The sequence below is a fragment of the Streptomyces sp. AM8-1-1 genome (genome assembly GCF_032229325.1).
Lineage (GTDB): Bacteria > Actinomycetota > Actinomycetes > Streptomycetales > Streptomycetaceae > Streptomyces > Streptomyces achmelvichensis.
Genome location: NZ_CP135086.1, coordinates 7077724 through 7100871, shown reverse-complemented (window position 1 = coordinate 7100871; position 23148 = coordinate 7077724). Strand labels below are relative to the sequence as shown.

General features: G+C 72.5%; 19 protein-coding genes and 1 pseudogene. 10 read left to right on the top strand and 10 right to left on the bottom strand.

Translation table 11 applies throughout. From position 1 onward, the window contains the following. Positions 1-15: 15 nt before the first annotated feature. Positions 16-462 carry a hypothetical protein gene (locus RPQ07_RS31725; protein ID WP_313947650.1) on the bottom strand — a complete coding sequence of 149 codons (447 nt, stop codon included), beginning with the start codon at positions 460-462 and terminating at the stop codon, positions 16-18. A gap of 164 nt (positions 463-626) precedes the next feature. Here RPQ07_RS31725 and RPQ07_RS31720 point away from each other — a divergent pair, with 164 nt between their 5' ends. Beyond that, a complete protein-coding gene (locus tag RPQ07_RS31720; RefSeq protein ID WP_313947649.1) occupies positions 627-1784 on the top strand; it encodes an ROK family transcriptional regulator in 1158 nt (385 codons plus the stop codon). A 117-nt stretch (positions 1785-1901) separates the two neighbouring features. Here RPQ07_RS31720 and RPQ07_RS31715 read toward each other — a convergent pair whose 3' ends face one another. Together RPQ07_RS31715 and RPQ07_RS31710 are read right to left on the bottom strand one after the other, a co-directional pair. Next, complete coding sequence (locus RPQ07_RS31715; RefSeq protein ID WP_313949099.1) at positions 1902-2666, bottom strand: GntR family transcriptional regulator; 765 nt, start codon at positions 2664-2666, stop codon at positions 1902-1904. A 249-nt stretch (positions 2667-2915) separates the two neighbouring features. Beyond that, the gene (locus tag RPQ07_RS31710; RefSeq protein ID WP_313947648.1) at positions 2916-3800 is read right to left on the bottom strand and encodes an RNA polymerase sigma-70 factor; all 885 of its coding nucleotides are present in this window, start codon (positions 3798-3800) and stop codon (positions 2916-2918) included. Positions 3801-4001: 201 nt separating this feature from the next. On the opposite strand from RPQ07_RS31710, the gene RPQ07_RS31705 reads away from it, so the two are divergent. After that, positions 4002-4832 carry an alpha/beta fold hydrolase gene (locus tag RPQ07_RS31705; RefSeq protein ID WP_313947647.1) on the top strand — a complete coding sequence of 277 codons (831 nt, stop codon included), beginning with the start codon at positions 4002-4004 and terminating at the stop codon, positions 4830-4832. A gap of 36 nt (positions 4833-4868) precedes the next feature. Here the strand turns inward: RPQ07_RS31705 and RPQ07_RS31700 are convergent. Further along, positions 4869-5708, bottom strand: a pseudogene (locus RPQ07_RS31700) (DMT family transporter); the annotation flags it as partial. Between the two features lie 56 nt (positions 5709-5764). Here RPQ07_RS31700 and RPQ07_RS31695 point away from each other — a divergent pair. The 3 genes from RPQ07_RS31695 to RPQ07_RS31685 all read left to right on the top strand — a co-directional run bounded on the left by RPQ07_RS31695 (position 5765) and on the right by RPQ07_RS31685 (position 10959). Next, positions 5765-7216 (top strand): PLP-dependent aminotransferase family protein, encoded by a 1452-nt coding sequence (locus tag RPQ07_RS31695; RefSeq protein ID WP_313947646.1) that lies wholly within the window; start codon positions 5765-5767, stop codon positions 7214-7216. A 394-nt stretch (positions 7217-7610) separates the two neighbouring features. Next, positions 7611-9188: an alkaline phosphatase D family protein gene (locus tag RPQ07_RS31690; protein ID WP_313947645.1), complete on the top strand. Its 1578-nt coding sequence runs from the start codon at positions 7611-7613 to the stop codon at positions 9186-9188. A gap of 379 nt (positions 9189-9567) precedes the next feature. Beyond that, on the top strand, positions 9568-10959 hold the full coding sequence (locus tag RPQ07_RS31685; RefSeq protein ID WP_313947644.1) for a GNAT family N-acetyltransferase: 1392 nt from the start codon (positions 9568-9570) through the stop codon (positions 10957-10959). Here the strand turns inward: RPQ07_RS31685 and RPQ07_RS31680 are convergent. Continuing rightward, positions 10895-12094 carry a trans-sulfuration enzyme family protein gene (locus RPQ07_RS31680; protein WP_313947643.1) on the bottom strand — a complete coding sequence of 400 codons (1200 nt, stop codon included), beginning with the start codon at positions 12092-12094 and terminating at the stop codon, positions 10895-10897. The two genes, RPQ07_RS31685 and RPQ07_RS31680, sit on opposite strands and share 65 nt — an antisense overlap. Positions 12095-12153: 59 nt before the next feature. Between RPQ07_RS31680 and RPQ07_RS31675 the strand changes: the two genes are divergently transcribed. Together RPQ07_RS31675 and RPQ07_RS31670 are read left to right on the top strand one after the other, a co-directional pair. Beyond that, entirely contained in the window at positions 12154-12633 is a 480-nt protein-coding gene (locus RPQ07_RS31675; protein ID WP_313947642.1) for an Lrp/AsnC family transcriptional regulator, read from the top strand. A gap of 75 nt (positions 12634-12708) precedes the next feature. Continuing rightward, entirely contained in the window at positions 12709-14391 is a 1683-nt protein-coding gene (locus RPQ07_RS31670; protein WP_313947641.1) for a DUF885 domain-containing protein, read from the top strand. A gap of 417 nt (positions 14392-14808) precedes the next feature. On the opposite strand, the gene RPQ07_RS31665 is transcribed toward RPQ07_RS31670, so the two are convergent. After that, positions 14809-15651 carry an SDR family oxidoreductase gene (locus RPQ07_RS31665; RefSeq protein WP_313947640.1) on the bottom strand — a complete coding sequence of 281 codons (843 nt, stop codon included), beginning with the start codon at positions 15649-15651 and terminating at the stop codon, positions 14809-14811. A 99-nt stretch (positions 15652-15750) separates the two neighbouring features. Next, complete coding sequence (locus tag RPQ07_RS31660; protein WP_313947639.1) at positions 15751-16263, bottom strand: rhodanese-like domain-containing protein; 513 nt, start codon at positions 16261-16263, stop codon at positions 15751-15753. Positions 16264-16357: 94 nt separating this feature from the next. Here RPQ07_RS31660 and RPQ07_RS31655 point away from each other — a divergent pair, with 94 nt between their 5' ends. Then, entirely contained in the window at positions 16358-16804 is a 447-nt protein-coding gene (locus RPQ07_RS31655; RefSeq protein ID WP_313947638.1) for an Lrp/AsnC family transcriptional regulator, read from the top strand. On the opposite strand, the gene RPQ07_RS31650 is transcribed toward RPQ07_RS31655, so the two are convergent. The 3 genes from RPQ07_RS31650 to RPQ07_RS31640 are packed head-to-tail and all read right to left on the bottom strand — an operon-like array spanning position 16794 to position 21700. Then, positions 16794-19871, bottom strand: coding sequence for an SMC family ATPase (locus RPQ07_RS31650; protein WP_313947637.1), 3078 nt, complete (start codon positions 19869-19871; stop codon positions 16794-16796). The genes RPQ07_RS31655 and RPQ07_RS31650 overlap by 11 nt on opposite strands. After that, positions 19868-21031 (bottom strand): exonuclease SbcCD subunit D, encoded by a 1164-nt coding sequence (locus RPQ07_RS31645; protein ID WP_313947636.1) that lies wholly within the window; start codon positions 21029-21031, stop codon positions 19868-19870. The genes RPQ07_RS31650 and RPQ07_RS31645 overlap by 4 nt, the downstream gene beginning before the upstream one ends. A 42-nt stretch (positions 21032-21073) precedes the next feature. After that, entirely contained in the window at positions 21074-21700 is a 627-nt protein-coding gene (locus RPQ07_RS31640; protein ID WP_313947635.1) for a YigZ family protein, read from the bottom strand. 62 nt (positions 21701-21762) lie between these two features. On the opposite strand from RPQ07_RS31640, the gene RPQ07_RS31635 reads away from it, so the two are divergent. Both RPQ07_RS31635 and RPQ07_RS31630 read left to right on the top strand, forming a co-directional pair. Further along, on the top strand, positions 21763-22170 hold the full coding sequence (locus RPQ07_RS31635; RefSeq protein ID WP_313947634.1) for a CoA-binding protein: 408 nt from the start codon (positions 21763-21765) through the stop codon (positions 22168-22170). A 102-nt stretch (positions 22171-22272) separates the two neighbouring features. Then, on the top strand, positions 22273-23136 hold the full coding sequence (locus RPQ07_RS31630) for an alpha/beta fold hydrolase (protein ID WP_313947633.1): 864 nt from the start codon (positions 22273-22275) through the stop codon (positions 23134-23136). Positions 23137-23148 lie beyond the last annotated feature (12 nt).

Here is a 23148-nt window from a genome sequence, read left to right as displayed (position 1 = left end):
CTTCCCGGACACCGTTCAGGGCGGTTCGCTCACGGTGACGACGGCCAGGAGCTGGAACTCGGAGAGTCCGACGCCTATCCACCGGCCCTCGACGCGCCAGAGATGGAGCCAGGGGACGGTGGAGCTCAGGCGCAGCCACGGTTCCGGTATGTCCGGCTCGCTGGGCGCGGTCCGGGCGGCACGCAGCTGTGTCCCGGTCAGGTCGCACAGCGAGGCATCGCCCCAGCGGCGGTCCAGAGCGTCCAGCAGGGCGTCGTGCTCGGCCCTGCGCTGTTCCGCTTCCGCGCGGAGGTCCGCGTCGGGTCCCGCGACGGCGTACGGATCACCCGGATCGGGATGTCCGCCCAGCACCGCTATGTGAAACCCCGGGCCCTCGGAGCCGACGTCCGACGGTCCGGGCTCCGCGGCGAACTGCCGGGAGCGCAGCAGGTCGATCGTCTCGAGGTGCCGTGCCGTGGTCATGTCCCCAGTAAAGCTGCCTGCACTGACATATGGCTGTCCGTCAGACAAGGAAGGCGGGACGGAGCGCGACGACCCACCGTTGCACCCCTCGCACCGACCGTGCACGTCGTACGGCCAGCGAGTACGATCCGGCAGAACACGCGCTCGAGCTGGGAGGACACACAGTGGGGCGGCTGACCGGCGGAGACCCGTCGCTGCTGCGGCGGATCAACTCCGCGGTGGTACTGCATGCGCTACGAGGCGCCGGCTCCCCCACGCTCACGGACCTGACGCGGATCACCGGGCTCTCCCGGCCGACCGTCGAAGGCGTGGTCGAGGGTCTCATGGAGGCCGGCCTGGTCGTCGAGTCCGTTCCCGAGGAGGGTGCGGCCCGCCGCCAGGGACGGCCCGCGAGGCGATTCCGCTTCCGCGCCGAGGCCGGCCATCTGCTGGGCGTGGAGATCGGACCCCACCGGGTCGCGGCCCTGCTGTCCGGCCTGGACGGCCGCATCATCGGGGCCGGGTCCCGGGAGGTGTCGGAGACCGCCTGCGCGGACGACCGGCTGGAGCGGGTGCGGCTGGTGGTCGCCGATGTCCTGCGCCGGGCCGGGATCGCCCGTAACAGCCTGCGGGCCGTGGGGGTGGGCTCACCGGGGATCGTGGAGGCCGACGGAACCGTACGGCTCGGGACCGCGCTGCCGGGCTGGACGGGACTCGCGCTCGGGCAGCGGCTCCAGCGCTCGTTCCGCTGTCCGGTGCTGGTGGAGAACGACGCCAACGCGGCCGCGGTGGCGGAGCATTGGAAGGGCTCGGGACGGGACTCCGACGACCTCGTCTTCGTCCTGGCGGGGCTCAGCCCGGGTGCCGGTTCGCTGATCGGCGGGCGGCTGCACCGGGGCTTCGGCGGAGCGGCGGGCGAGATCGGCGCGCTGCATCTGCTCGGGCGGGAGGTGACCCCGGAGCGGTTGCTGTCGACGACGGACGAGCCGCTGCATCCGCTGGACGAGCAGGCCGTGGCCGATGTCTTCGCACTCGCCAAGGGCGGCGACACCCGGGCGCAGGAGGCCGTCGAGCGTTTCATCCAGCGTCTGGTCCACGATGTGGCGGCCCTGGTGCTGGCGCTGGATCCCGAACTGGTGGTGATCGGCGGCTGGGCGGCCGGTCTGGACGGTGTACTCGACCCGCTGCGCGACGAGTTGTCGCGCTACTGTCTGCGGCCGCCGCGGGTCGCCCTGTCCCTGCTCGGTGAGGCGGCGGTGGCGACGGGCGCGCTGCGGCTGGCGCTCGACCACGTCGAGGAGGAACTCTTCGCCGTGGAGGGAACGGTGACGGCCCGCCGCTGAGCCTCAGCTCGTGCGACGGGCCGTGCGGGGACGGGGGGTGCGCGTACCAGGTCGGGCTCCGGTGAGCGCGGCGTTCCTGGTCGTGTCCCAGGAGGCGCGGCGTTCCGGAATCCTGTCCTAGGAGGCGCGGCGTTCCTCGTCGTGGTGCCTGATCTCGACATCACCCGAGTCACCGAACGTGAGCCGGCAGGTGTCGGCCCGGTAGGTGGCGACGGACAGCGCGGCCGTCCTGCCGGCGGAGAAGTAGCGGGTGGTGACCATCAGCACGGGCGCGCCCGGCAGCCGGTCGAGCTCCTTGGCGTCGTCGGCGCGGGCGGAGCCGAGCTCCACGGCGCGGTCCTGGCCGTCGAGTTCGCGGCGCTGGAGTTCCCGCAGGACGGCACGCGCACGGGCCGGCCCGGAGGGTGTGTCGATGGCGGAGAGCTCGGCGACGGATGCGGCCGGCACGTAGAGCAGTTCGGCCGCGACCGGCTGCCCGTGGCTGACGCGCAGCCTGCGCACGACGTACGTCTCCTCGTCGGCGCCGGTGTCCAGGAACCGTGCGACCGCGGCCGGCGGCACCGCCCGGGTGCAGTCGACGGACTGCCAGGAGTCCTGCGCCGAGCCGGGCCACGCGTGCTCGGTGGTGGAGACGTCCACGCCGACGCGCGGAGGAGCGACGGTGGTACCGACGCCGCGGCGCCGCTGGAGGCGTCCTTCGAGCTCGAGCTGTTCGAGTGCCTGGCGCAGGGTCGCGCGGGCAACTCCGAAGCGGGCGGCCAGATCTCGTTCGTTGGGCAGGATCTCGCCCACCGCGAAGTCCGAGTCGAGCGCTTCACCGATCACGGTCTTGAGGTGCCAGTACTTCGGCTCCGGCACTGATTCGAGCTGCGTGGTCCCCACCCTGATCCTCCGCAATCGCCGTGTCAGCGGCGGCTTTTCCGCGCCCTTGTTTATTAAAGGTTCCTGCACTAACTCTGCGACCATAGGACGGCCCACCACCTTGGTCAAGACCAATCCTGCGTTCGTCACGCTGTGAGGTCGAGCGGGTTCGCAGCGCGTTCACAGGGCGTTCGTATCCCAGGGGAACGCGCGCGGCAAAGGCCCCCTGCCCTTTTCGGACAGAGGGCCGGAGCGGGTGCCGCTCGCAGGTCAGAGGGTGGGGAGCGCGCCGAGTTTGTCAGGGTTGCGCATCAGGTGGATGCACTGGATGCGGCCGCCCCGGATCTCCAACTGGAAGACGGTGTCCGGCTTTCCGGCGCTGAACACCACGAGCCCCGGTGCGCCGTTGATCTCGGAGAATGCGAAGTCCGCCTCCGGGATCGGCTGCTTCGCCACCGCGAACAGGAACCGTCCCACCTTGTCCGCGCTCTCCAGGATCCGCACCGGGGCCTTGGTCTTGCCTCCGCTGTCGCTGATCATCCGGACGTCGGGGGCGAGGAGGTCCAGCAGGGCGTCCAGATCGCCGCCGGCCGCTGCGGTGAGAAAGCGCTGGGTGAGATCGCGCCGTTCGCCGGGGTCCACGTCGTACCGGGGTTTGCGCTCCTCCACATGCCGCCGGGCACGGCCCGCGAGCTGTCGCACGGCCGCCTCGGAGCGCTCCAGCGTGGTCGCGATCTCGCCATAGGGAAAGCCGAAGGCCTCGCGGAGCACGAACACCGCCCGCTCCAGCGGCGAGAGCGACTCCAGGACCACGAGCACGGCGAGGGAGACGGATTCGGCGAGAACCGCCTGCTCGGCCGTGTCGGGAACCGTGCTGCCGAAGTCCGTGGCGATCGGCTCGGGGAGCCACGGACCGATGTACGCCTCGCTCCTCGCCCTGATCTGCCGCAACCGGTCGATCGCCAGCCGGGTGGTGATCCGTACGAGGTAGCCGCGCGGCTCCGCCACGTCGTCGCGCTCCTGCGCGGTCCACCGCAGCCACGCGTCCTGCACCACGTCCTCGGCGTCGGCCGCCCGGCCGAGCATGCGGTAGGCCACACCGGTCAGCACGGGCCGGTGCTCTTCGAAGACGTCGGTCGCAGGGTCGCTCGCCACGCTTCCATCCCACCCGACGGCGCATCCGGTGTCCAGGCGACGGGGCGCGCCGCGCCGCACATCCACGTCCGCCCGGCGGTTCCTCTTGAACTGGAAGCTACTGAGCGGTAATTCTTACGGACAAGCGGCCGGGCCGCCCGTCCCACGGGCGTACGCCGTCCGACACATCGGTGCCGTGGCGAGACCAAGGAGCAGCAGGGCATGGTCGCGAAGATCTCGTTCTCCGTCGAGTCACCCCGGGGCAGCCGGGAGCTGTCCGTCTCCTACGAGAGAGCGGGCTCGGGCGAACCGCTGCTGCTGCTCCACGGCATAGGGCATCACCGCCAGGCCTGGGACCCGGTGATCGGGATTCTCGCGGCCGAGCGCGAGGTCATCGCGGTCGACCTGCCCGGCTTCGGTGTCTCACCGGCGCTGCCCGAGGGGGTGCGGTACGACCTGGCGGCCGTCGGAGGCGCGCTCGCCACGCTCTGCGAGGCGCTGGACATCGAGCGGCCCCATGTCGCCGGCAACTCCCTCGGCGGGCTGCTGGCCCTGGAGTTGGGCCGCGAGAAGCTCGTCCGTTCCGTCACCGCCCTCTCCCCCGCCGGCTTCTGGACGGAAGGGGAACGGCTCTTCGCCTTCGGAACGCTGCGGGCCATGCGGCTCGGCGCCCAGTCGTTGTCCCTGCCGATGATCGAGTGGCTGGCACGCAGCGCCGCCGGGCGCGCGGCGCTCACCAGCACCATCTACGCCAAGCCGGGCAGGCGTTCACCCGAGGCCGTCGTCGCGGAGACCCTCGCGCTGCGCGGGGCCACCGGCTTCCACGAGACCCTCTTGGCCGGCCGGGACGTCCTGTTCACCGACGACATCCCCGATGTGCCCGTCACCATCGCCTGGGGCACCCGCGACCGGCTGCTGTTCCGCCGTCAGGGAGTCCGCGCCAAGCAGGCCATCCCCGGCGCCCGGCTCGTCCGGCTGCCCGGATGCGGCCATGTGCCGATGAACGACGACCCCGCTCTCGTCGCCCGCGTCCTGCTGGACGGCAGCCGCTGACCCACGCCCGAAGACGCCCGAGCCGAGCGCCGCGCCCGCTCCCACCAGCACTCCGCCCGCCGCCTGGGCGGGACCGAACGTGCCGGTGCCCACGAGCGGCGCGGTGAGGGCGGCGGCGACGGGGATGAGGCCGGTGAAGAGCGTCGCCCGCTCGGTGCCGATCCGCTGCAGCCCCGTGTACCAGGTCACAAAGCCGATCACGGTCACCACGGCCGCCTGCCACAGCAGTGCCAGTGCCTCGCCCTGGTCCGGAGTCCGCACGAATCCGGCGCCGTCCACGACGAGTCCGACGATCGTGGACTCCACGGCCGCGACACCGCAGACGGTCGCCGTGAGCAGCTTCGGTCCGAGCGGCCGGAGCACGGGCGCCGCCAGTACGGCGAACCCGACCTCGCCCGCCAGCGCGGCCACCGACCAGCCGATGCCCACGGCGTCGGCGCGGCCCCACCCCTGGACCGTGAAGGCCCCCGCCGCCACGAGCAGTGCTCCGAACAGGACCGGCCGGGTGGGCCGCCGGCCGTCCGCGAGCGGTACGAGCACGGCGACGATGACCGGCGCGCAGCCGACGAACACGCCCGGGACCGCGGGCTCGGAGGTGCGTTCCGCCGCCAGGATCGCCAGGTTGAACCCGACCATGCCGACGCCGGCGAGCAGGGCGATGCGGCCCCACTGGGTGGGGCCGAGCAGCTTCAGCGGCGCGAGTGCTGCCCGTCCGCCGAGCAGGGGCAGCAGAAGCAGACAGGCCAGGGCGTAGCGCACGGCCTGACCGCCGGCGTACGGGTAGTCGCCGAGGACGCTGTTGGCGGTGAAGGAGGCGCCGACCAGGCAGTAGGCGAAGGAGACGAGCCCCACGCCGTGCAGCGTGCGGGTGTTCATACGGTTCATGGGTGCGACGCTATGGACGTCCGCGGTCCCCTTTAAGGTCCACTTCCATGACGTCATCGGGGACCAATCCGCCGGACGGGCCGTCCTGGACGACCGCCTGGGAACTGCTGCTGCCGGCCGCCGGAGCACCGGCCCGCCGCCGCGGCAGGGCGCTCCAGTCGGCCCTGCGCGAGTCGGTCAGATCGGGCCGGCTGGCGGCCGGCACCCGGCTGCCCTCCAGCCGGGAGCTCGCCGCAGACCTCGGGGTGTCACGCGGTCTGGTCACCGAGGCGTACGAACAGCTGACCGCCGAGGGCTATCTGCGCAGTGACCGGGGCGCGGGCACCTGGGTGGGGGACGCGGCCCGGGCCGGTGCCGGGGCGGCGCGGGACCTCGCGCCGCGCGCGTCCGGCGCCCGGGTGGACTTCCGTCCCGGCACCCCCGACCTCTCGCTCTTCCCGCGCGCCGCGTGGGCCGCCGCGCACAAATCCGTACTGGCGCGGCTGCCCCATCGGGCGCTGGGCTACCCGGATCCGCGCGGCCTGCCCGAGCTGCGTACCGCTCTCGCGTCGCTGCTCGTCCGGCGCCGAGGTGTCGTCGCCGACCCCGAACGGCTGGTGGTGTGCTCGGGCGTCGCCCAGGCCATGACCCTGCTCGGTTTCGTGCTGCACGGGCACGGGCTGCGCACGATCGGCGTCGAGGACCCGGGGAGCCCCCAGCACGGCCCGCTGTTGGCCGCGGCCGGTCTCGGCGAGACACCGCTCCCGCTGGACGACGACGGACTGGCCATGGAACCGCTGCACCGCTCCGGTGTGCGGGCCGTGGTGACGACACCGGCGCATCAGTTCCCCTCCGGGATCGCCTACTCCGCGCGGCGCCGCACCGAACTCCTCGACTGGGCACGGTCGGTGGACGGACTGGTCGTCGAGGACGACTACGACGGCGACTTCCGCTACGACCGCGCGCCGGTGGGCGCGCTCCAGGGCCTGGATCCCGAACGCGTCGCCTACAGCGGCTCGGTGAGCAAATCGCTCGCCCCGGGGCTGCGCCTCGGCTGGCTGCTGGTGCCCGATCGTCTCGCCGACGAGGTGGTCGAACGCAAGCGCACCATGGACCTGGGCAACCCCTCTCTCGACCAGGCGCTGCTCGCCGACTTCATCGACGGCGGTGGCTACGACCGGCAGTTGCGCCGCTGTCAGCGGGCCTACCGGGAGCGGCGCGACGCGCTCGTCGGCGCGCTCGACGAGCACTTCCCGGGGACGGAGGTGAGCGGTATCGCCGCCGGGCTCCATGCCATCGCCCGTCTGCCCGGGAGGTTCGGTCCCGAGCCGCGGTTCCTGGAGGCGGCGCGGCGGGCGGGCATCGCTCTGCGGCCGCTCGCGGAACACGGCACGGCGCGATATACGGACTCGGCGGTCCGGCTCGTGCTCGGATACGCGCATCTGACGCCGTCGGACATCGCGCGCGGGATCGCGTTGGTGGCACGGGAGACGCAGGGTGGCGGTCCGGCGGCGCCCTGACGAGCCGGCCACCGGACAACGGGCCACGGTGCCGGTGGCGTACGGGAGTTGGGGCGTCGGTGGTAGGTCCTGCGAGCGTGGGCGGAGGTCCGCGGTCGGGGAGCCGGTGGGCCGGCGGCAGCGGTGGGCCCGACGGCGGCGCGGTGGGCCCGGGCGCGGGTGGGCCGCGCGCGGAAGGCCGGTACGCGGAGGACCGTACGCGACAGGCCCCGGCGCGAACCCGGCGCGTGAGGGCCGCGCGCGGAAGGCCGGTACGCGGATGACCGGTGCGCGAAGACCGGCACGGGTAAGGCCGGTTGTTCACCTCCGGTTCGCGTTCGCGCCGCAGCCGGGCGTTAGGCATGGCTCGGCACACCCGGCGCACCCCTCCCCCAACCGTCCTGGAGGCCCAGCGATGTCGCACAGCCCGCGGAGAACGTCCCCCGACCGCCGTACCCTCCTGCGGGGCACGGTCGCCGCATCGGCGGCCCTCGCGCTTCCGGCGGTGGGCGCGCCACCCGCGCTGGCCCGCTCCGGCCGTCCTCGTGCCGCCTGGGGCGTGCAGACCGGCGATGTCACCACGTCGTCGGGACTGGTGTGGGCACGTTCGGACCGGCCCGCCCACATGATCGTCGAGACGTCGGCGACGGACTCCTTCCGGCGTACGCACCGGTGGCACGGCCCGCTGCTCGGGCCCGGCACGGACTTCACCGGTACGGCGTCGCTGCGCGGGCTGCCGGCGGGCGAGCAGATCCACTACCGGGTCACGCTCGCGGACCCGGACGACCCCCGTCGTACCGGGGAGCCGGTGCACGGAACGTTCCGTACCGCACCCGCCCGGCGCCGTCAGGACGTGCGCTTCCTGTGGTCGGGCGACATCGCGGGCCAGGGCTGGGGCATCAATGTGGACGACGGCGGTTACCGCGCCTACGAGGAGATGCGCCGGCGCAACCCGGACTTCTTCCTGTGCAGCGGTGACACGGTCTACGCGGACGGCCCGCTGGTCCCGAGCGTGACGCTGCCGGACGGCCGTGTGTGGCGCAACCTGATGACCGAGGAGAAGGCGAAGGTCGCCGAGACGCTCGCGGAGTACCGCGGCACCTTCCGCTACAACCTCCTCGACGAGAACGTCCGCCGCTTCAACGCGCAGGTGCCGACCGTGGTCCAGTGGGACGACCACGAGGTGGGCAACAACTGGTACCCGGGCCAGATCCTCGACGACATCCGCTACACCGAGAAGAACGTGGACGTCCTGGCCGCCCGTGCGTCCCGTGCATTCAGCGAGTACTTCCCGGTCTCGACCCTGCCGTCGGGCGGGCGCGAGGGCCGGATGCACCGGGTGGTGCGGTACGGGCCGCTGCTCGACGTGTTCGTCCTGGACATGCGCTCGTACCGCAACGCCAACTCGCCGGGCCGGCAGGCCGATGACACGCAGGGCATCCTCGGCGCCGAGCAGCTCGCCTGGCTGAAGCGGGAGTTGTCGCGGTCGCGTGCGGTGTGGAAGGTCATCGCCTCCGACATGCCGCTCGGCCTGGTGGTGCCCGACGGCGCGGCGAACATCGAGGCGGTGGCGCAGGGCGACCCCGGCGCACCCCTCGGACGCGAGCTGCAGATAGCGGAGTTGCTGCGGCACATCAAGCACCGCCGGATCACCGGAACGCTGTGGCTCACCGCGGACGTGCACTACACCTCGGCCCAGCACTACGCGCCGGAGCGGGCCGCCTTCAAGGACTTCGCCCCGTTCTGGGAGTTCGTCTCGGGGCCGCTGGCGGCGGGCGGTTTCCCCGCCAACGCCCTGGACGCCACGTTCGGTCCCGAGCGGGTCTTCGTCCGCGCGCCCGAGCGGGCGAACGTCTCGCCGATGGAGTCCTCGCAGTACTTCGGCGAGGTCGACATCGACGGCGGCAGCGGTGAGTTGACCGTACGGCTGCGGGCCGAAGGAGGGACGGTCCTGTTCAGCAAGGTGCTCCAGCCCGGCCGCGTAGGACAGTAGGCAGGACAGGAGAAGAGGGACAGGAGAAGGCCGGGCATCCGCCCGGACGTGGGCCCGGCCGTCCGCCTCCGCGAGAGGTGCGGGCGGCCGGGTCTGCTGTGCGCCCGGCGTCACATGCCGAGGCGACGCGGAACCGTCACGCGCGAGGACGTGTGGAATCCTCTCCGGGGGTACTCGCGGGGACTGGGCAGACCGGGGCGAGGAGATCGTCGCAGCTCGCCGGGTGGAGGCTCCCGGCCGGTGATCGCGACACATCGGGCGACCGATCACTCCTCGCCAAAATCAGCCAATAATGGCCTATAACGGTTCAGATCCGCGCTTAACCCATCAGTCACAATACGTTCGCGATCACGCAACACAGAACGTTCACAGTGGGGGCATGACTGATGTGACTTCTGCGAAGAGTGCCCGCCGCCCCCACCACTGGCGCCGGGATCTCGTCGAACTGGCCGCGCTGTTCACGGCGGTGGCCGTCGCCGACGGCATCGCCAATCTGGTCGGCCACAGCCCCGACGGCCCGTTCCTGCTCGTCGCCTCCGCCGTCGCCCTCGTCGCCACGGCCACGTTCCACACATGGTGGGCACGACGACACGGCCATGCCCCTCCGGCCGGCACGAGCGATACCACCGGCGCTACGGGTGCGGCCGGCGCCGAGCGCGCCGACGACGGCACACCGCACGAGACGACGCTGTGGCGCATGCGCACCACCGTCCAGGACGCGCCCGGCAGTCTCGCGGCGCTGTGCACGGCCCTCGCCTCCCTGCGCGTGGACATCCTCACCCTGCAGACGCACCCGCTCGCCGCGGGCACCGTGGACGAGTTCCTGCTCAGGGCCCCCGGCCCGCTCCAGGCACGGCAGCTGACCCACGCCGTCTCGGCGGCCGGCGGCAGCGGTACCTGGATCGAGCGGGCGGACGCCCACGACCTCGTCGACACCCCGACGCGGGTACTCGGCCTCGCCACCCGTACCGCCCTGGACGCCGCCGAACTCCCCCTCGCACTGAGGCAGTTGCTCGGACGGTGCACCATCCACTCGCTGCCCGCCGTCTCCCTCACCGGCCGCCCCACCGGCGATCTCCCTCCGGTGGAAGGCGTGCTGGAGGACACGGTGATGCGGCTGCGCGACCCGAACGGAGGCGCGATCACCGTCGAGCGGCCCTATCTCCCCTTCACCCCCACCGAGTTCGCCCGGGCGCGCGCCCTGGTCGAGCTCGACGCCCGGCTCGGCCCCCGTATCCCCCGCAGCCAGGACGTCCTCACCCTCCCCGAGGGCAACGAGATCACCGTGCGCCGCGCCGACCAGAGCGACGTCGAAGCGGCGAAGGCGATGCACGAGCGGTGCTCGCAGCGCACGCTCGGCCACCGCTACCACGGCCCGGTCGGCGACGCCGACCGCTATCTGAACCATCTGCTCAGCCCGCGCTTCGGGCGCACCCTCGCCGTGCAGACGGCCTCCGGCCGGCTCGTCGCCCTCGGCCACCTGCTGTGGGACGGGGACGAGACCGAGATCGCTCTGCTGGTGGAGGACGACTGGCAGCGCCGCGGCATCGGCTCGGAGCTGCTCGGCCGGCTCGTCGCCCTCGCCCGGGAGGCCCGCTGCAACAGCGTGTACGCCGTGACCCAGTCGTCCAACACCGCCATGGTGGCGGCGATGCGCGGCCTGGGCCTGCCCCTCGACTACCAGATCGAGGAGGGCACGCTGGTGATCACAGCCCGACTGGACGGATCTGCCGAACAGCACCGGTCCTGGTTCGAACAGGCTGAGCGCTGAGGGCTTCGGCGAGATCCCGCCAGAGGTCCTCGACGTCCTCCAGCCCGACGGACAGCCGCAGCAGCCGGTCACTGACACCGGCCGAGCGCCGGTCGCCCTCCGCGACGATGCGGTGACTGATGGACGCCGGGTGCTGGATCAGGCTGTCGACGCTGCCGAGGCTCACGGCGGGGGTGATCAGCCGTACGCCGGCGATCACCCGGTGCGGGTCGCCGTAGACCTCGAACGAGACCATGGCCCCGCCGATCCGCGGGTAGTGCACACGCGCGATACGCGGATCGGCGGCCAGCCGGCACGCCAGGTCGGCGGCCGAGGCGGAGGCCGCCCTGACCCGTACCGGCAGGGTGGACAGACCCCGCAGCAGCAGATATCCCGCCATCGGATGCAGCACACCGCCGGTCGCGAAGCGCACCTGCCGCAGGCGTCCGGCGAACTCCTCGTCGCAGGCCACGACCCCGCCCATCACATCGCCGTGACCGCCCAGGTACTTGGTGGCGCTGTGCAGCACGATCCGCGCGCCGTGCTGGATCGGGCGCTGCAGCACGGGAGTGGCGAAGGTGTTGTCGACAAGCAGCGGCACCGACCCGCAGGCATGGCGAACGGCTTCGATGTCGACCTCGGCGAGGGTCGGGTTGGCCGGCGTCTCGACCATGACCAGACCGGTGTCGGGGCGTATGGCGTCGGCGATCCCCGCCGGATCCGTCCAGGTCACCTCGGTGCCCAGCAGCCCCGTCTCCAGCAGGTGGTCGCTGCATCCGTACAGGGGACGGACGGCGACCACATGGCGCAGGCCCATGCTCGCCCGTACCAGCAGTACGGCGGTCAGCGCCGCCATCCCGCTCGCGAAGGCCACCGCGGCCTCGGCTCCCTCGAGCCGGGCGAGGGCGGTCTCGAAGCGGGCCGTGGTCGGGTTGTCGAGCCGGCCGTAGACGGGCGGGCCCTCCGGCCGGCCGCCGGTTAGGGCGAAGGCGTCGATCCGCTCGGCCTCGGCCGCGGCGTCGTAGGAGGGATACGTCGTCGACAGATCCAGCGGCGGTGCGTGCACACCCAGCTCCGCGAGGTCCTCGCGTCCGGCGTGCACTGCTTCGGTGGCCAGCGCCCGGGGTACGGGGGCGGCGAAGGCTGCGTTGTCCATGACCGCAGACTGAACACCTACCGGAAGGTAGCGTCGGATGGCCGTGCTACGTTCGATGAATGGCCGAATCTGTCGCTCTGGACCCGGTCGACCTGCAGATTCTCCGCCTTCTGCAGAACGACGCCCGGACCACGTACCGCGATCTGGCGGCCGAGGTCGGAGTCGCGCCGTCCACCTGCCTGGACCGGGTCACGCGGCTGCGCCGCTCCGGCGTGATCCTCGGTCATCGCCTGGCCCTCGACCCGGCCCGGCTGGGCCGCGGTCTCCAGGCCCTGCTGTCGGTGCAGGTGCGTCCGCACCGGCGCGAGCTGATCGGGCCGTTCGTGGAGCGCATCCGCGCGCTGCCGGAATCGCTGTCCCTGTTCCATCTCACCGGGCCGGACGACTATCTGGTGCATGTGGCGGTGACCGACACGGCCGACCTCCAGCGCCTGGTCATCGACGAGTTCACCTCTCAGCGGGAAGTCGCCCGTGTGGAGACCCGGTTGATATTCCAGCAGTGGGACTGCGGGCCCCTGCTGCCTCCCACCGGACAGTGAGCGATCCGGCCGATGACATGCCGCTGAGCCGGGACGATGGTGACGTGGAGGCCTCACTCGTATGAGGATGTGCGCATGTCTGTCACCCTCAGCCATCCGCTGCCCCGCCAGGTCGCCGACGCCTACGTCGACGCGCTCATCGAACTCGATCCGACCGTCGGAAGTTATCTGGGAGTCAAGGAGAGCGCCGGACTGCTCCCGGACTACTCACCCGCAGGTCAGGAGCGATTCGCCGAACTCGCCAGGGAGACCCTCGCCCGGCTCGACGAGGCCGAGAAGCTGCCGGGTGCCGCCGCGGACGCGGAACGGCGGTGCGGACGGCTGCTGCGGGAGCGTCTGACGGCCGAACTGGCCGTGCACGATGCGGAGGAAGGGCTGCGGACCGTCAGCAACATGCGCTCGCCGGTGCACGCGGTGCGCGAGGTTTTCACGGTGACGCCGACGCAGACCGACGAGGACTGGGCAGCGGTGGCCCAGCGGCTGCGGGCCGTACCGCAGGCCCTCGGCGGCTACCGGGAATCGCTCGAACTGGGCCTGGAACGCAAGCTGTTCGGTGGCCCTCGGGCCACCACGACCCATATCGGGCAACTGACGGAATGGCTGGGCACGGACCGCAGCTGGTTCGAGGACATCGTCGCGGACGGCCCGGACGGGCTGCGCGCCGAACTCGACGCCGCCGCCCGCACGGCCACCGTCGCCCTCGGTGAGCTGCGGGACTGGATGCGCGACGTCTACGCCCCGGCTGTCGCGGACGCCCCGGACACCGTGGGCCGCGAGCGCTACGCCCGCTGGTCCCGCTACTTCAACGGCACGGACCTCGACCTGGACGAGGCGTACGCGTACGGCTGGTCCGAATACCACCGTCTGCTGGCCGAGATGAAGAAGGAAGCCGACAAGATTCTGCCCGGCGCGGGCCCTTGGGAGGCGCTGGCCCACCTCGACGTGCACGGCGAGCACATCGAGGGCGTCGAAGAGGTCCGGGTCTGGCTGCAGAACCTGATGGACGAAGCGATCGAGGCACTGGACGGCACCCACTTCGAACTCGCCGAGCGGGTACGCAAGGTGGAGTCCCGGATCGCGCCCCCGGGCGGGGCGGCGGCGCCGTACTACACCGGCCCCTCGGAGGACTTCACCCGGATCGGCCAGACCTGGCTGCCGACGATGGGCGCCACGCGCTTCCCGGTCTACGACCTGGTGTCCACCTGGTACCACGAGGGTGTCCCCGGCCATCATCTGCAGATCGCGCAGTGGGTGCACGTCGCCGACCAGCTCTCCCGCTACCAGGCCACGGTCGGCATGGTCAGCGCGAACGCGGAGGGCTGGGCCCTGTACGCGGAGCGGCTCATGGACGAACTGGGCTTCCTGCCCGACCCGGAGCGCCGACTCGGTTATCTGGACGCCCAGATGATGCGCGCGTGCCGGGTGATCGTGGACATCGGTATGCACCTGGAGCTGGAGATCCCCGCCGACTCGCCGTTCCATCCGGGCGAGCGCTGGACGCCGGAACTGGCGCAGGAGTTCTTCGGCAACCACAGCGGCCGGCCGGCGGACTTCGTGGAGAGCGAGCTGACGCGGTACCTCTCGATGCCCGCGCAGGCGATCGGCTACAAACTCGGCGAACGCGCCTGGCTGCTGGGCCGCGAGAACGCGCGACGGAACCACGGCGCGTCGTTCGACGCGAAGGCCTGGCACATGGCGGCACTGTCGCAGGGGTCGCTGGGGCTGGACGATCTGATGGACGAGCTGTCGAAGTTGTGAGACCGGCGGCCTGAGGGAGGGCGGGCCCCGCCGGGCGGCGCGGTGCGCCGCGGCGGGCCTGCGGGGCGGGCGGGCCTGCCGAGTTCGGGCGGGCCTGCCGAGTTCGGGCGGGCCTGCCGAGTTCGGGCGGGCCTGCCGGGTTCGGGCGGGGGCGGGCGCAGCTCTGCGAGCGGCCCGCCCCGGCCGGGGCGGGCCCGCCGGGTGATCGGGGCCGGTGAGAGCCGGCCGCTCGGCCGGGCTCCCCGAGGGGCCCGGCCGCCCGCGGAGGGGCCTCACCCCCTGAGCTGCCTGTGAAGGCGGCCGGTCGCTTCGTGTCGCAGCGGGCGTCCGCCGCCCTGCCCCGTCGCTCCCGCACGGGAGTCGCAGCCGGACGCCTCCCTGGTGGCTCGCTTCCCGCGGCAGGACGCGGCCCCACCATCAACGGCGGAACCCGCCCTCCGAGTTGATCACCTCGCCGGTGATCCACTCCGCCTCGTCCGTCGCCAGCCACGCGATCAGCCGCGCCGGGTCGTCCGGCATGCCCCAACGGCCCGCCGGGAACATTCCCGCGATCTCCTCGCCGTCCAGGTAGTCCGTGTCCACCGGCCCCGGGTTGACGGTGTTCACCGTCACCAGGAGATCCCCGAGGGACGTGGCGAGCGACCGGGTCGCCGATGCGAGTGCGCCCTTGGCCAGGGCGTAGGCGATCTCCTGCGGCATCCCGCCGGCGATGTCCTGGCCCGACGTCATCATCACCACCCGGCCGCCGGGGGTGCGCTCCGGCAGCGCGGCCCGCAGGCGGGAGTAAGCCTGGACCAGCAGGATCACCGAGCGCGCGTCAACGGCCCAGTGCGCGTCGAGCATGCCCGCGTCGATCGCGTCGAGAGGACCGTCGCTCCCGCTGAGGGCATGATTGGCGACGAGGATGTCGAGCCGGCCACCGAACGCTTCGGCGGCGGTGGCGACGAGTTCGGCCGGTGCGGCCGGGGCCGACAGATCACCGGGGCCGTGGAAGACGGCCGCGGCCGGATCGCCGAGTGCCTCGCGCACCCCCTCGGCCACCGCACGGGGCCCGTCGGGGTCCGCACCCCACGGCTGGGCCGCGTCGTGCGGGACATGGTGGTGGAGGTAGACACTCGCTCCGTACGCGGCGAGACGGCGGGCGACCGCGTAGCCGATTCCGCCGCGCCTGCTGGCACCGGTGACGAGGGCGGTACGGCCGCGCAGGGGCAGTGGATCACGCCGCAGCGACGCGGCATCGGGGTTCGGGATCTTCGGCATGGCAGGTCATCCTGCTCGATCGCACCGCCCGTGTCACACCCCTGGCGACCGGCGCGACCATGGCCCGCAGCCCTCGCAGCCCGCGTCCCGGCCGCCGGTTCAGCAGCCGCAGGCGTCCGCTCCGACAGGTGCGGTCAGCGGGTCGGCCTCGCGTTGCGCGCCGCCCTCCCACGTCTCGTACGCGAATCCCTCGCGCACCCAGTACTCGAAGCCGCCGAGCATCTCCTTGACCTGGTAGCCGAGTTCGGCCAGGGCGAGCGCGGCGCGGGCTCCGCCGTTGCAGCCGGGGCCCCAGCAGTAGGTGACCACCGGCACCGCCGGGTCGAGCAGGTGTCCGGCCTGCTCGGCGATCAGCGCGGTCGGCAGATGGACCGCTCCGGGGACGTGCCCCTGGTCCCAGGACTGTGTGGACCGTGAGTCGAGGATGACGAATCCCGGGTCGCCGCCGGCAGCGAGCGCCGATGCGACGTCGGAGACATCGGCGTGGAAGGCGAGAGAGGCACCGAAGTACGCGGCGGCAGCGGCAGGCGGCGCCGGCGGGACCCGGAGAACGGGATTCGCCAAGGCGGGGCCCGCAGGCGCGGAGTGCTCTATGAGCTGGGTCGTTGTCATGACCAAGAATCTACGAGCGGCCGGCCCGCGCCTGAAGGGAGATATCCCGGGGCTGCTCTTGATCGGCCGGGGATTCCCCTGTTATCTCTCGGGGATGACCGCGTATTCACCGGACGCCACGGACTGGCGCATTCTGCAGGCCCTGCAGAGCGAGGGCAGGGCCAGCTTCGCCGAGCTCGCACGCACCGTCTCGATGTCCGCGAGCGCCGTGACCGAGCGGGTGCGGCGGCTGGAGGAGGCAGGCGTCATCGCCGGCTACACCGCGGTGGTCGACCAGGAGCGGCTCGGGCTGCCGATTCTCGCCTTCGTGCGGCTGCGGTACCCGAACGGCAACTACAAGCCCTTCCACGACCTGCTGGAGACGACACCCGAGATCCTCGAAGCGCACCATGTGACCGGCGACGACTGCTTCGTGCTGAAGGTCGCCGCCCGGTCCATGAGCCATCTCGAATCCGTCTCCGGGAAGATCGGCGCGCTGGGCTCGGTCACCACGAGCATCGTCTACTCGTCCCCGCTGCCGCGCCGGGCGATCAGCCGCTGAGCGGGGCCGTCCGCAGCCGCACCACGGATCCGTTCCGCTCCTTGACCACTTCGAGCTGGGTGGGGATGCGTCGGCGCAGATCCGGGACATGGCTGACGATGCCGACGCTGCGGTCCCGCTCGCGCAGCGAATCGAGCACGTCGATGACCTCGTCGAGGGTCTGCTCGTCCAGACTGCCGAAGCCCTCGTCGATGAAGAGGGTGTCCAGCTGTACACCGCCCGCCTCGCCGGTGACCACGTCGGCGAGGCCGAGAGCGAGGGCGAGCGAGGCGAAGAACGTCTCGCCGCCGGACAGCGTCGCCGTGTCGCGTTCACTGCCCGTCCAGGCGTCGACCACATGGAGTCCGAGTCCCGAACGCCTGCCCCCGGCGCGGGCGTCGGAGTGCACCAGGGTGTAGCGGCCGGCGGACATGCGCTGGAGCCGCGCGGTGGCGGCAGCCGCGACCTGTTCGAGCCGGGCGGCGAGGACGTACGACTCCAGGCGCATCTTGCGCTCGTTGTCCGCGGAGGTGCCCGCCGTGAGTCCCGCGAGCCGCGCCACCCGGTCGTACTCCTCGCGCAGCGGGCCCAGGCGGAGCACCTCGGTGACGGCCTGGCGGGAGAGCCGTCCCAGTTCGGCGGTCCGGCCTCGGGCGGCCGCGAGCACGGATGTGGCATCGCGCAGGGCGCGTTCGGCCGTGTCGTGCGCGGCACGGGCTGACTCGGGGTCGGCGGGCGGTCGTCCGCCGGCATCGTGGGTCTCCGGCTCGGCGAGCCGGTCGGCGACCGCGGCGGCCTCTCTCTCCCCGTCGTCGATACGGTGCTGGAGGTCGCGATGCTCCGCGTCGCTCAGCATCGCGTCGGCGGCGGCCCGGGGCGTGTCGAACCCCGCACGGAACGCGGCGTCGGCCAGCCGGTCGTCGGCGTCCTTCAGCCGCTGGGCCGTGAGGTCGACGGCACGGACGGCCTCGGCGGCCGCGGTGAGCAGGCGGACCCGCCGCTCCAGCAGTTCCGCGTGCGCGGCAACACTGGCCTCGCCACCTCGGGCGCGCGCCAACTCCCCTGCCAGCGCTGCCTGTTCGCGGTCGAGCGCCTCGCGGCCCGAGGTCCGTGCCGCAGCTCGGACGCCGGCCTCCTGCTGCGCCGCAAGACGCTCCTGGTGTTCCCGCTCGGCGTGGTCGAGCGCCTCCCGGGCAGCGTGCATCCCGGAGGCCAGGCGGCGGGCCTGCTGATACTCGTGGTCCAACTCTTCGACGAGGGTGCGCAGTTCGGAAACGTCGGGATCGACAGCGGCCGAACCGCCGTCAGTCGCCGCACAGGCGGACGCCGTGTCCTCAGCCCCGCTCGTTCCCTCCCCGGCCGCTTCCCGCGCCGCGGCCAGCGACTCGCGCACCACCGCCAGTTCGCGCTTCGCGTCCGCCTTCGCCTCGTCCGCCCGGGTGCAGCCCTCGTACGCGGACTCCTCCGCCGAGCGGTCCACGTGCCCCTCGCCCGCGCGGGCCGGATCGGGATGGTCCGGCGATCCGCAGACGGCGCAGGGCTCGCCGGGCAGCAGTCCCGCGGCCAGTTCCGCCGCGATGCCCCGCAGCCGGCGTTCCTTGAGGTCGAGCCAGCGCTCCCGCGCGCTGTTGGCGCGCTCGTGTGCCGTTCGCAGGTGTTCCGCTGCGCCTTCGGCACGGGCGGCGAGCCGGTCCCGTTCCAGAGCGGCCTTCAGTCTGCGGCGGGCGGGGTCGAGCCGGCCCGCCAGGTGTTCGGCGGCCGTGGCGGCCTCCTGGGCGGCCGTGATCTGCTCCTGGTGACCGCGGCGCAGCGACTCCCAGCCGGCCAGCCACGCCGCCGCGTCCTGGAGGATGCCGTCGTCCGCCCGGGCCTGGCGGTCGAGGTCCGCCCGCTCGCGCACGATCTCCTCGCTGCGCCGCTCGGCCCTGCGGGCGGCGTCGAGGCCGCCGAGATCCTGGCGCAGTTTCCTTTCCAGCTCGGACAGTTGCTCCGCGCCGGCCTCGTGCAGCTCAGGAGGAAGCCCCGCCAGGGCGAGGTCGCATGCCTCGCTCGCGCTGTCGTGCTCGCGCTCGGCGTCCTCCCGCAACCGCAGTGCCGGTGCCACGCGTTCGGCCTTGCGACCCCGTTGCATACGGGTGTGCAGCGCCTCGCGCTCCGGTCGGCGTGCTTCCAGGGCCTCCTTGCGGCGCTGCGCGTCGTCGTACCGCTGCTGCAGCCGGTGCACTTCACGCTCGGCGTCCAGCGTGTGGCGCGCGGCGGCCTGCCGGCTCTCCGCGGCGGACAGCGCGCAGTCGGCGATGTCCTGGCGCTCCCTGGCCCCCGCGCGAGCGACCGCCGCCCAGGCGAGCACGGCACCGGCGAGGCCCGGGTCTCCCGGCTGCTGCTGCGGCAGCGGCCAGTCGCCCGCCGCGGCGCCTGCCTCCTGCTCCATCTTGTGGGCGATGGCGAGGAGTCGCTCGTCCCCGGCCTTCACCTGTTGTTCCGCGGCGCGGCGCTGTTCGGCGAGCCGTTCCTCGACGGCGGCGAAGCGGCGGGTGTCGAAGAGCCGGCCCAGCAGCTTGCCGCGGGCCTCGGCGTCCGCGCGCAGGAAGCGGGCGAAGTCGCCCTGCGGCAGCAGCACCACCTGGCAGAACTGGTCGCGGCTCATGCCGACGAGCTGGGTGAGCTCCTCGCCGATCTCCTGGTGGGACCGGCTCAGCGCCCGCCACTCGCCGCTCTGCGCGTCGTACTCGCGCAGCCAGCTCTGTGCGCGCTCGGTGGTGAACCCCTTCCCGTTCTTCTTCGGCCTGAGCTGGGCGGGGCGTCGGCGGATCTCCAACCGCCGCCCGCCGAACGTCAGTTCGAGCAGGACCTCGGTGAAGGTGCCGGCCACGGCGTGGTCGCTGCGCAGCGAGGCTCCCGGGCTCTGCCGAGCCCCGGGCACCGCGCCGTACAGCGCGAAGCAGACGGCATCGAGCACGGAGGTCTTGCCCGCGCCGGTCGGCCCGTGGAGCAGGAAGATCCCGGCGGCGGACAGGGTGTCGAAGTCGACCTCCTGGTCGGCGCCGAAGGGGCCGAAGGCGGTGACGGTCAGCCGGTGCAGCCTCACCCGGCCACCTCGCGCACGCTGATCTCCACACGGACGTCGTCGAACGCTCCGCGCAGCACCGTGCGCTCGCGCTCGTCGGGCCCGCTGCCCCGGACATGAGCCACGAAGTCCTCCGCGATCTCCTGGTCGCTGCGTCCCTTCAGCCGCTCGGCGTACGAGGCGACGGTGTCCTCCTCGGCGCGCTCGGGTTCGAAGACGAGGCTCAACGCGTACGGGAAACGCTCGGCGAGGCGTGCCATCGGGTCGGCGGGGCGCACCGGGTCGGTGAGCGTGGCCTCGACGAAGGACTGCTCGTGGCCGGCGAGCGCCGGGTCGTCGAGCAGGTCGTCCAGCCGTCCGCGCAACCGCGCGAGCGGCCGCGGGACGGGGCAGTCGACGCGCTCGGCGTCGATCTCACCGGCAGCGCCGAGGTCGACGAGCCACATGGTCTTGCGGTGGGACGCCTCGGAGAAGGAGTAGGCGAGCGGCGAACCGGAGTAGCGCACGCGCTCGGTGATGGTCTGGGCGCCGTGCAGATGCCCGAGCGCGGCGTAGTCGACACCGTCGAACACCCCCGCCGGCACCGCCGCGACCCCGCCGACGGTGATGTCCCGTTCGCTGTCGCTCTCCTGGCCGCCGGCGACGAACGCGTGCGCCAGCACCAGCGAGCGCGTACCGGCCGGACGGGTCGCGAGGTCGGCCCTGACCCGGTCCATCGCCGCACCGACGACGGCCTCGTGGTGCGTCTTGTCGGTCTGGAACTCGTCCCTCACCAGGGCCGGTTCCAGATACGGCAGGCCGTAGCAGGCGACCTCGCCATGGTCGTCGGCGAGGACCACGGGGGTGTCGCAGCCCGCCGGGTCGGTACGCAGATGTATCCCGGCCCGCTCGATGAGCCCGGCCCCCACCCCGAGCCGGCGGGCGGAGTCATGGTTCCCGGAGATCATGACGGTCGGCACGCCGACGGCCGCCAGCCGGTGCAGCGCGTCGTCGAACAGCTCGACGGCGGTGAGCGGCGGCACTGCCCGGTCGTACACGTCTCCCGCCACCAGCACCGCGTCCACGTCGCGTTCGCGCACCGTCGCCACCAGGTGGTCGAGGAACGCGGCCTGGGCGTCGAGCATGCTCACCCGGTGGAGCGAGCGCCCCAGGTGCCAGTCCGACGTATGCAGGAATCTCATGATCCCCGAGAGTAACGGTGCGGTCGGACATCACGTGCGGAATCAGGCGTCCCCATACGCCTCACCGCCCAACTCCAGCACCGCAGTTCCCGCGGTGGCGTCCGCGAGCCAGCCGCGGAACGCCTCGACGTCGGCGTCGGGCAGACCGATCTCGAAGGTGACGGCCTCCGCGTACCGCACCTCGCGCACATCACGTCCGGTGGCCCGCAGATCGTTCTCGAGCTTGCCCGCGCGCTGGTGGTCGACGGTGACGGCCGCGAGCCGGAAGCGCCGGCGGGCGAGAGTCCCGAGCGTGTCGAGCGCTTCGCCGACCGCTCCCCCGTACGCCCGGATCAGCCCGCCTGCGCCGAGCTTCACACCGCCGTAGTACCGCGTGACGACAGCGACGACATAGCGGACATCACGCCGCATCAGCATCTGGAGCATGGGGACACCGGCCGTGCCGCCGGGTTCGCCGTCGTCACTCGCCTTCTGGACGGCGGCGTCGGCCCCGATGACATACGCGAAGCAGTTGTGCGAGGCGGCCGGGTGCTCCCTGCGGACCCGGGCGACGAAGGCCTGTGCCTCCTCCTCGGTCGCCGCGGGTGCGAGCGCGCAGATGAAGCGCGATCGGTTGATCTCTGTCTCGTGCACACCCTCACGGGCGACCGTCCGGTACTGCTCCTGCATCCGGCCACCCTATGCGGCGCCCGGAGGGGAATGCTCCGCGAGGCTCCCGGGTTGTCGGTCTCATGGACGCAGACACAGAGACGATCCGCAGGATTCTCACCTCGACGGGCGACACGTGGGCGGTGGTGGGCCTGTCCAACAACACGTCCCGGGCGGCGTACGGCGTCGCCGACGTCCTCCAGCGCTTCGGCAAGCGCATCGTGCCGGTCCACCCCAAGGCCGAGACGGTCCACGGCGAACTGGGCTACGCCTCACTCGCCGACATCCCCTTCGAGGTCGACGTGGTCGACGTCTTCGTCAACTCGGACCTGGCGGGCGCGGTGGCGGACGAGGCCGTCGCGGCCGGCGCGAAGGCGGTCTGGTTCCAGCTGGGCGTGATCGACCCCGAGGCGTACGAGCGCACGCGCGCGGCGGGCCTGGACATGGTGATGGACCGCTGCCCGGCGATCGAGATCCCGCGGCTGGGGTGAGCGGGGCGGGCCGGGGGGCGTGATCACGTTGTGGGGGTATGTACCGCGCCGGGGGCGTGCGCCCATAATTGCCGCGTACCGGTCCTACGGGGGAGGCACCAGTTGGGTCAGCTGATTCGCACCCGGGACGGTCGGAAGCTGGCTGTGGAGCACCACGGAGATCCTCGCGGCAGACCCGTCTTCCTTCTGCACGGCACCCCCGGCAGCCGTCTGGGCCCCGCCCCTCGAGGCGGTGTGCTCTACCGGCAGGGAATACGGCTGATCACGTTCGACCGCCCCGGCTACGGCGCGTCGGACCGGCTGCCGGGCCGCCCGGTCGCGGCCGCAGCGGCCGACGTGGCCGCCATCGCCGACGATCTGGGGATCGAGGAGTTCGCTGTCGTCGGACGCTCGGGCGGAGCCCCGCACGCGCTGGCCTGCGCCGCTCTGCTGCCCGAGCGCGCCGTACGCATAGCGGCGCTCGTCGGCCTCGCACCTCGGGACGCGGCAGGTCTCGACTGGTTCGCCGGCATGACCGAGTCGAATGTGCGCGAGTACATCAACGCCGCCGCCGGACACCGTCAGCTCACATCAGCGCTGGAGTTCCGCACGGTGACCATCCGGGCGGACCCGACGGCCTCAGTCGCCCAGATGCGGCGAGCCCTGCCCGCCGCCGACCGGGAGGTCGTCGCGGACGCCGGCATCCGCGCCATGCTGGCACGCAACTTCGCCGAGGGCCTGCGCCGCTCGGCCGACGGCTGGATCGACGATGTGATGGCGTTCAGCACCGACTGGGAGTTCCGGCCCGAGGACATCCGGACCCCCGTGCTCCTGTGGCACGGCGAGCAGGACGTCTTCGCACCCGTGCAGCACACGCGGTGGCTCGCCGAACGGATCCCGGGGGCACGCCTGGAGGTGGAGCCCGGGATGGCTCACTTCGCCGCCCTGCGGGTGCTCACCCGCGTACTGAACTGGGTCACCAGCTGACGTACCCGCCCC

What these genes read in the sequence shown, in the direction of transcription:
- RPQ07_RS31685 (WP_313947644.1), top strand. Translation starts at nt 9,568, where the DNA reads ATGACTGATGTGACTTCTGCGAAGAGTGCCCGCCGCCCCCACCACTGG.
- RPQ07_RS31640 (WP_313947635.1), bottom strand. Translation starts at nt 21,700, where the DNA reads ATGCAGGAGCAGTACCGGACGGTCGCCCGTGAGGGTGTGCACGAGACA.
- RPQ07_RS31725 (WP_313947650.1), bottom strand. Translation starts at nt 462, where the DNA reads ATGACCACGGCACGGCACCTCGAGACGATCGACCTGCTGCGCTCCCGG.
- RPQ07_RS31670 (WP_313947641.1), top strand. Translation starts at nt 12,709, where the DNA reads ATGTCTGTCACCCTCAGCCATCCGCTGCCCCGCCAGGTCGCCGACGCC.
- RPQ07_RS31690 (WP_313947645.1), top strand. Translation starts at nt 7,611, where the DNA reads ATGTCGCACAGCCCGCGGAGAACGTCCCCCGACCGCCGTACCCTCCTG.
- RPQ07_RS31635 (WP_313947634.1), top strand. Translation starts at nt 21,763, where the DNA reads ATGGACGCAGACACAGAGACGATCCGCAGGATTCTCACCTCGACGGGC.
- RPQ07_RS31645 (WP_313947636.1), bottom strand. Translation starts at nt 21,031, where the DNA reads ATGAGATTCCTGCATACGTCGGACTGGCACCTGGGGCGCTCGCTCCAC.
- RPQ07_RS31655 (WP_313947638.1), top strand. Translation starts at nt 16,358, where the DNA reads ATGACCGCGTATTCACCGGACGCCACGGACTGGCGCATTCTGCAGGCC.
- RPQ07_RS31695 (WP_313947646.1), top strand. Translation starts at nt 5,765, where the DNA reads ATGACGTCATCGGGGACCAATCCGCCGGACGGGCCGTCCTGGACGACC.
- RPQ07_RS31680 (WP_313947643.1), bottom strand. Translation starts at nt 12,094, where the DNA reads ATGGACAACGCAGCCTTCGCCGCCCCCGTACCCCGGGCGCTGGCCACC.
- RPQ07_RS31705 (WP_313947647.1), top strand. Translation starts at nt 4,002, where the DNA reads ATGGTCGCGAAGATCTCGTTCTCCGTCGAGTCACCCCGGGGCAGCCGG.
- RPQ07_RS31665 (WP_313947640.1), bottom strand. Translation starts at nt 15,651, where the DNA reads ATGCCGAAGATCCCGAACCCCGATGCCGCGTCGCTGCGGCGTGATCCA.
- RPQ07_RS31675 (WP_313947642.1), top strand. Translation starts at nt 12,154, where the DNA reads ATGGCCGAATCTGTCGCTCTGGACCCGGTCGACCTGCAGATTCTCCGC.
- RPQ07_RS31660 (WP_313947639.1), bottom strand. Translation starts at nt 16,263, where the DNA reads ATGACAACGACCCAGCTCATAGAGCACTCCGCGCCTGCGGGCCCCGCC.